Consider the following 7,089-nt stretch of genomic DNA (forward strand, 5'->3'; position numbering starts at 1 on the left):
ACCTTTCCTGCTCTTTCTAATCAGCCGCCACCGCCGTCGGTGGTTCTACCGGTGTTGTTACGTTGAGCGAGATGACTGTTGGGACGCTTCCCAATCGACGACCGAGGACATGGACGGACTCGGCGACGATGCTGACGCAGCGATCAGCTTCTTCACGGGTGAGGATCAACGGCGGCGCCAGTTGGATCACCGGTTCGAGCCGATCATCAGCCCGACAGATCAGGCCGCGCTGCTTCAATTGATCACTCAGCCAGCTCATCAACCGCTCCTCGGCCAGTGACTCGCGGGTAGCCCGATCGCGCACCAGCTCAACAGCCATAAACATGCCCATCCCGCGCACCTCGCCTACGTTGGGATGATCGCCAACGGCAGCGGTTAGCTCCTGCATCAGGTAGGCTCCCATTTCGCGCGACCGCTCCAGCAGATGTTCCCGTTCGATAATGTCCAGGTTGGCGAGTGCTGCCGCACAACTGGCAGCGTGCCCCCCAAAGGTGATACCGTGCATAAACTTATCTGCTTCATTATCGGAAACGAAGACATCGGCAAGCGTGTCACAGACAATGGCCGCACCGAGCGGAGCGTAGCCGCTAGTGATGCCTTTGGCGCAGGTGATGATGTCGGGCCTGACCCCCATCGCTGTTGAACCAAACCAATCGCCCACCCGGCCAAAACCGCAGATCACTTCATCAACAATCATGACGATACCGTAGTGATCGCAAATCTGACGAATGCGTTGTAGATAGCCCGGAGGCGAGACAATTGCACCGCCACTATTTTGCACCGGTTCCATAATAATGGCGGCAATTGTTTCAGGGCCTTCAAACTCGATCAGGCGCTCGACTTCATCGACACAGACACCACGACAGCCACTGTGTGTGGCACAATAGTCGCAGCGAAAACGATAGGGAAGTGGCGCATGACGTGCCCCCGGCACCAGCGGACCAAAACCGTTACGGATGGAGGTGACACCGTTGACCGATAGCGCACCCATTGAGGTACCGTGATAGCTCACGCGACGGGCAATAATCTTGGTGCGGTCGGCAAACCCGCGACGGCGCTGGTACGCTTTGGCCAGCTTTAACGCAGTCTCCACTGCATCTGAACCCCCGGTAGTCAAAAATACTCGTGAGCGGGGGCCGGTGGGACTGATCGAAGCCAGACGCGCCGATACGTCAATTAAAGGTAGACTGGGGAAGCTGAAAGGACTGACGTAAGCAATCTCGCTCAGTTGCGCACTGATCGCCTCAATGATTTCCCGGCGACCATAACCGACATTGACTGTAAACAGACCGGACAGACCATCGATGTACTCGTTACCGTCTTGATCCCATACGCGCGACCCTTCACCTCGCACCAGTATTGTGGGCCGTGCGTCGGTACTGGAGAAGTGGCCCATTTGGAAGAAATGTAACCAGACATTATCACTGAGGGCCTGACGTCGATTGTTCGTAATGGTACTCATATAGACTCCTGACTACGTCCGCAACCGTGGCCTCTAACGCGCCGAATGCGCGACTGCGACACCGCAGCAGGTAAGAAGAGAGAGACCACATCGTAGGCACATGCCCCGACCCTGGCGCGGACACGAAGAACAGGGCGACACTCCGGATGAAGTACCCGGTGTGACCGAGATGCGCACGGCCCTGACGCATGCGCACCTCACGCATATCAATCTGCCAATGTCGTTCCTTTCTAGCCGGTTATCCCGGCACTAATAACCAAAAACCGGCGCGTACACCAAACCGTCCGGGAACAGCGTAAACGCTGCCCGTTCCAGAGGGTTCGTGTCGCGGGTTAATTATCGACCAGGCGAATGACCCGGAACGTCTCGGCGTAGGCAACGCCGATCTTCGTGCCGTTCTCGGCGTCCCACGTGCGCACCCAATCAGCCACTTCGGGGCCAAGCTGCGAGCGGTGGCAGAGCAGACTCTCAATCTTCTGCTCAATCCGATCACTTATATCGAGATAGAGATCAGGGGCACTGGGAAACATCAGATAGAGTTCACGCACTTTGTGCGGTTCGTAGCCTTCGGCAAGGAGTTCCGGGAAGATGGGGCGCGTTTCAGCGCTGGGGAAAACGGCGTAGAGTGCCGCTTCACCGGCTGCACGATGATCGGGATGATTAATGTAGGTGTTGCCGGCAAAGACGAGCGTTGGGTCCTGGCAGAGAACCCGAAACGGCCGTACTTCACGGATCAGGCGAGTTAGCTCTCGCCTCAGGTCGAGAGTTGGCTGCAAAATGCCGTCACGGTAGCCAAGAAAACGGACATCGTGCACCCCAAGGACTGCTGCGGCAGCACGCTGCTCTTCTTGACGGCGAGCAACCAGGGTTGCCAGATTGGCATCTGGTTCATTTGAGCCAGCCGAACCATCGGTTACGATACAGTAGGTAACAGGATGCCCGGCTGCTACCCAATTGGCGATAGTGCCGGCAGCAGCAAACTCAATATCATCAGCATGTGCAGCGATAACCAGAATTGGCTCTTGTTGGACGTGCATACAGCCTCCTGTTTCTAGTCTACACGAAGACGTGGGGGTTTGTCTAGGGGGGTACGAAAATATGAGAGAGACGTCGCAATGCGACGTCTCTATCGTTTACTATGCTGAGCGGGTGGCGGTTCCTGTGGAGTAGTATTTACACGGTAATCGCCCGGCCGCGATGAATCCGTCCGGCATAACGGGTATCGGCTTCAGGCGGGAGTGGTGCGGTAACCAGCAAGACTGCCTCGATGAAACGTTCCAGTTCTTGTTGGCGCTCGTGCGGATCGCGTGGCTCTTCGGCACGAGCACGCCGCGTCAGATCGACTTGATTGATCAGAATACGCTGAGCAGTTCGTTCACTCTCGACACCAATCGTAGCCGTAAAGGCGTGGAGGGTCGTTTTGATGAAATTAGCCAGAGCAAATTGCTCAGTAGTTGAGGTAGCTGTCGTTTCAGGAGTGACCAGCGCGAGACTGGCACCATCGCTCAGGGCAATCTTGCGCACTACCCGGAAATGGTGGGTGAGCTGATGTTCGCACAACTCGGCAAATTCAGCCTCACTCAACACTGTGCTCCAGTCGCTATCTTTGCGCCCGACCAGTGGTACGGTGGGAAGTGGCCGGAAGGGAGTACAGACGACCGGCCCTGGGCGACCGTAGCGGCTGATAGCCTGGTCAATAGCGGCTTCGATCTGATCACCGGCTACAATAGTCATCAGCCGACCGGCCTCGACGTGATCGTGGAGCAAACGACGCATCGTTTCTGCCCCGCTTTCAGTCTCAACAATCATCACTACCTGACGTGCCCCGTAACGTTCGAGATACGCACGGGCAAGCAGGTTGAGGTGTTCAGTCAGATGTTCGCCTATCAGGTAAACCGTGCTTCCGACCAGCTCAGCCAGCCGTTCGGGTGCAGGCAAACCAAAAAGTTCGCCACCGGTAGGTGTTCGTTCGTAACGCAACCCACCAGACGGATGAAATGTCTCACCACTGACGTTACGGTCGGCCAGGTAATAGACAGTCGCCATTGCGACATCAAACTCAGTCGGCATCCGTTGCAGATAGAGCATCCCCATGATACCGTCGCGAACCTTACGGGCCTCGCGATCAATCTGGGCACGGGTGAAGAAGGGATCGGGTGGGTTTGGTAGGTTTGCAAAGATGTCGGCAGGCAGCACATAGCCGCCATTATGCAACCGGGCCAGCAATTTAGTGGCAATTGAACGGTTCAGCAGCGCACTGCTTGAAGATGCCGCCGGATCGCCTTCGCTGCGAAAACGTCGTGCCAGGTCACGTAACGCAGCGGGTACTGCGGGATTCTGCTCTAGCACGGCCACATCATTGGGTAAGAGCAGTTCAACCAGTTCGTGCATGGATCGCTCATCGGTGCGTGCAGCCGCGATGAGAGCAGCGTGAAGCTCATTCAGCCGCTTGTTCTCCAAAATCAGCCGCGCCCGACGGGCGAAGAGGCCGGGGCGTTCACCGGTACCGCGCAAGCGATCACCTTCGACCGGACCCGGCGCAATGGCGTTGATCTGTATCTCCGGGCCAAGGAAGCGCGCAAAGACTTCGGCCATTGCCCGCTGACCAGCCTTCGAGACGGCGTAATCGGCACGGTTGGGGTAGGGAATGGCCGCATCTTTTTCACCGCCAAAGTATGATGAGACGTTAAGGATGTAACCGCTACCCTGTTTTTTCATCAACGGCGCCAGTTTGCGCATCAGCGAGTAGTTACTGATCAGATTGGCGAAGAGGGTATGGCGCCATCCCTCAACCGGCATATCGATCACCATTTCTTCGACACCGGCGATCCCGGCGTTGTTGATCAGATAATCGACGGTGCCAAAAGCTGACAGGGTACGTTCAACCAGATCCGCAAGCTGCGCTTCGCTACTCACATCGCAGCCTGGTGCAATGTGGACGCGATCCTCGACATCGGTATACCCCACCTCAGCCAGCTCGGATTGAATCATCGCCTGCATCTGCTCGAGCTTATGCCGATCACGGGCTGCCAGCATCACGCGTGCGCCACTCAAAGCCAGGAGGCGCCCGATCTGCCCACCAATGCCGGCACTCCCACCGGTAATCAGGGCAACCTTCCCCAAATGCAACCCGATCAGACTTTCCGCCCATCCGACTGATGCACTGCGGGCACTGGTGGTGGCGCTAATGTTGGCAGGGATGTTGAGCGTAATTTCGTTGATATGGCGTTGACTATGGAGCAATTGAGCTGTCCAGGCGCAGGCAAATTCTAACCCTTCGAGGCTGCGGTTGGCGAAGCGCACAATCTGATTGGCCCATACCGGCGGCGGTACATGCTCACCGGCGGCGCTAGCACGCTGATAGTCAAGTTCAGCCTCGTGACGCCACACGCGAATGAGCTGACCGATAGCAGCACTTTGAATCCGTCCGTAAACATTCCCACCCTGATCGGCACCGTTCGAGAGAAAGATGACACGCGGCCCACGCGCACGTGCACCGGGGGTAAGGCGTTGCGACTGCCAGTAACGGGCCAGGCGACTGGCAATCACGATCGTCCCAGTGATTTCATCGGCCAGAAAATTCAGCACACGCTCATCATCAACCTCAATCACGCACTGTGCCGGTTCGCGACTGGTCGCAGGCAGAATAACCGCTGCATGAATCCCGCCGGTATTCTCACCAGCCCAATCGAAGACAGCGTCGATTGTTGCCGGATCGCGTGGATCGAGTGGCAGGGCAATGGGCGGCGTAAAATCTGCTCCGGCCAGCCGCCGACTCTCATTGACTGCTTGCTCGAACTGGGCAAGCGCCACAGCCGAGCGGAAGCCAATAATCACTTCACTCCCACACGTGCGCAACATACCGGTAAGTGCCATCACCTCTTCAATCTGATCACCAGCGCAGATGAGCGTCGTGCGACCACTGGCGTCAATCGTGCGCAGATCAGTACGGGCCAGCAGGCTAGTCTCACTACAGGCCGGTAACTCCATTCCGTGCGTAACCTCAATCGTCTCACCAGAGAGAGCAGCGGATTCAGCACTGGCCAGAAAGATAGCGGCGTCTGCGACATCGGCGACAGAGGGGAAACGACGTTCGAGAGCGCCCTGGTCGTTGGCGCGACACAATCGCATGGTGTTCAAAAAATGGTGCGCCGTGTCGCCTTCGGGCCGCCCCTTGAGCTGATCCATACGCTGGAACACGGTATGGATGCGATCACTCTCAATCGGACCAGGAAAGATCGTATTAACGCGGATGCCACGTGCACCTAACTCACGGGCAGCAAGTTGAGATAGGGCATTAAGAGCAGCTTTAGGGGTTACATACGGAATCCGCCCGTAGTACTCAGCACGTGAAAAGATGGTCGAGACATTGATGACCGCACTTCCCGGCGGCATATGAGGTGCCGCAATGCGCATCAAATGCCATCCCATACCGAGTAAATTGGCGATACTGGCATGAAGTGTCTCTTCGGCGCCAGGGCCTAATTCAGCTTCGGTGAGTGGAATCTCGGCCAGACGGCGTTGGGCACCGGCACTTCCAGCATTATTGACCAGAATGTCGATCTGGCCGTGGCGGGCAACAATCGCTTCAATACCAGCACGTACCGCAACCGGATCACTCCCATCCATAACTTCGAGATCGATGCGCTTTGCCGGCACTCCTGCCTCTGCCTGCATCCGTTCGGCCAGTGCGGTCAACTTTGCCCGGTTCCGTCCACTAATAATGACCGTCGCTCCCTCAGCGAGAAAGCGACGTGTCAATTCACTGCCGATATTGCCGGCGCCACCAGTAATTAACGCAATTTTTCCTGCCAGTCGTCCTGTTCCGCTCATGGACTCCCCCGTCGCCAACACTGTTCTTTCATGCAATTAGTTGAAGAATTGTCGATAGGTATAGTATACCATGACGTTGTTCCAAATTTCACGGATGGTTAAGAATGTATGACTGTTGATATGGCTTGAGTGGTTTTTTGACAACCGTGATAGAAAGCGGTTGCCAATGGCATGCGCGTGCATACTTCTGTGAGCATGGACATCGCTGCGAACGGTATATTGGTCGTAGATGATGTTGCTATTTCATACCTTTTTGTCATTACACGTATTCGCTCAGGTTATCTTTTCACGTAAAGACAGCTTTATTCCAGACAGTTCAGGAACGGATAAAAACATCAGCAAACACAACGTCTACCGCATCAGGACACCTCAATGGAGACTGCTTCTTCCCCTCCTCACAGTGCTATGCATTACCCACACCTGGTGTCAAGCACGTGCGTATCAGCGGGGATGATCGCCATCGGTGCTGGTGTGAGCGACTGGCCCGGTGGCAGCGCACAGCGCCAGCCGTGCCAGCACGTGCTGAATGGGTTGCCTTACGCGCCCATCATGTGCGTGGCGCAGGGTTTGGCGTGCGGCAGCCATGCTGCCGCGCTAGCCGCGCTCACGATCCGGCGTGTGGCATACCGTTCCCCATCCTGGTCACGGGGGTGCTGGATGGGATCGTGCCGATCATCGAGTCGGTCCGGCATGCATGCGCTACCTGTGCGTAGATATTTGGTCATACCAGGTTCGTGCCTGCGCACCAGCGGCCACGGCCAGCACCTGCCGGCGGTGGTGATGATGCCTCCACG

At 56.6% G+C, this 7,089-nt stretch carries 3 protein-coding genes; all 3 read right to left on the reverse strand.

Translation table 11 applies throughout. The annotated features are described in order from the left end of the window. Window positions 1-16 precede the first annotated feature (16 nt). On the reverse strand, window positions 17-1,462 hold the full coding sequence (locus VAE57_RS11525) for an aspartate aminotransferase family protein (protein WP_322822026.1): 1,446 nt from the start codon (window positions 1,460-1,462) through the stop codon (window positions 17-19). Window positions 1,463-1,794: 332 nt separating this feature from the next. Beyond that, window positions 1,795-2,499 carry a PIG-L deacetylase family protein gene (locus VAE57_RS11530; RefSeq protein WP_322822027.1) on the reverse strand — a complete coding sequence of 235 codons (705 nt, stop codon included), beginning with the start codon at window positions 2,497-2,499 and terminating at the stop codon, window positions 1,795-1,797. Between the two features lie 136 nt (window positions 2,500-2,635). Next, entirely contained in the window at window positions 2,636-6,295 is a 3,660-nt protein-coding gene (gene mcr, locus VAE57_RS11535) for a malonyl CoA reductase subunit Mcr (RefSeq protein WP_322822028.1), read from the reverse strand. Window positions 6,296-7,089 lie beyond the last annotated feature (794 nt).

The sequence above is a fragment of the Chloroflexus sp. genome, assembly GCF_034434295.1.
Lineage (GTDB): Bacteria > Chloroflexota > Chloroflexia > Chloroflexales > Chloroflexaceae > Chloroflexus.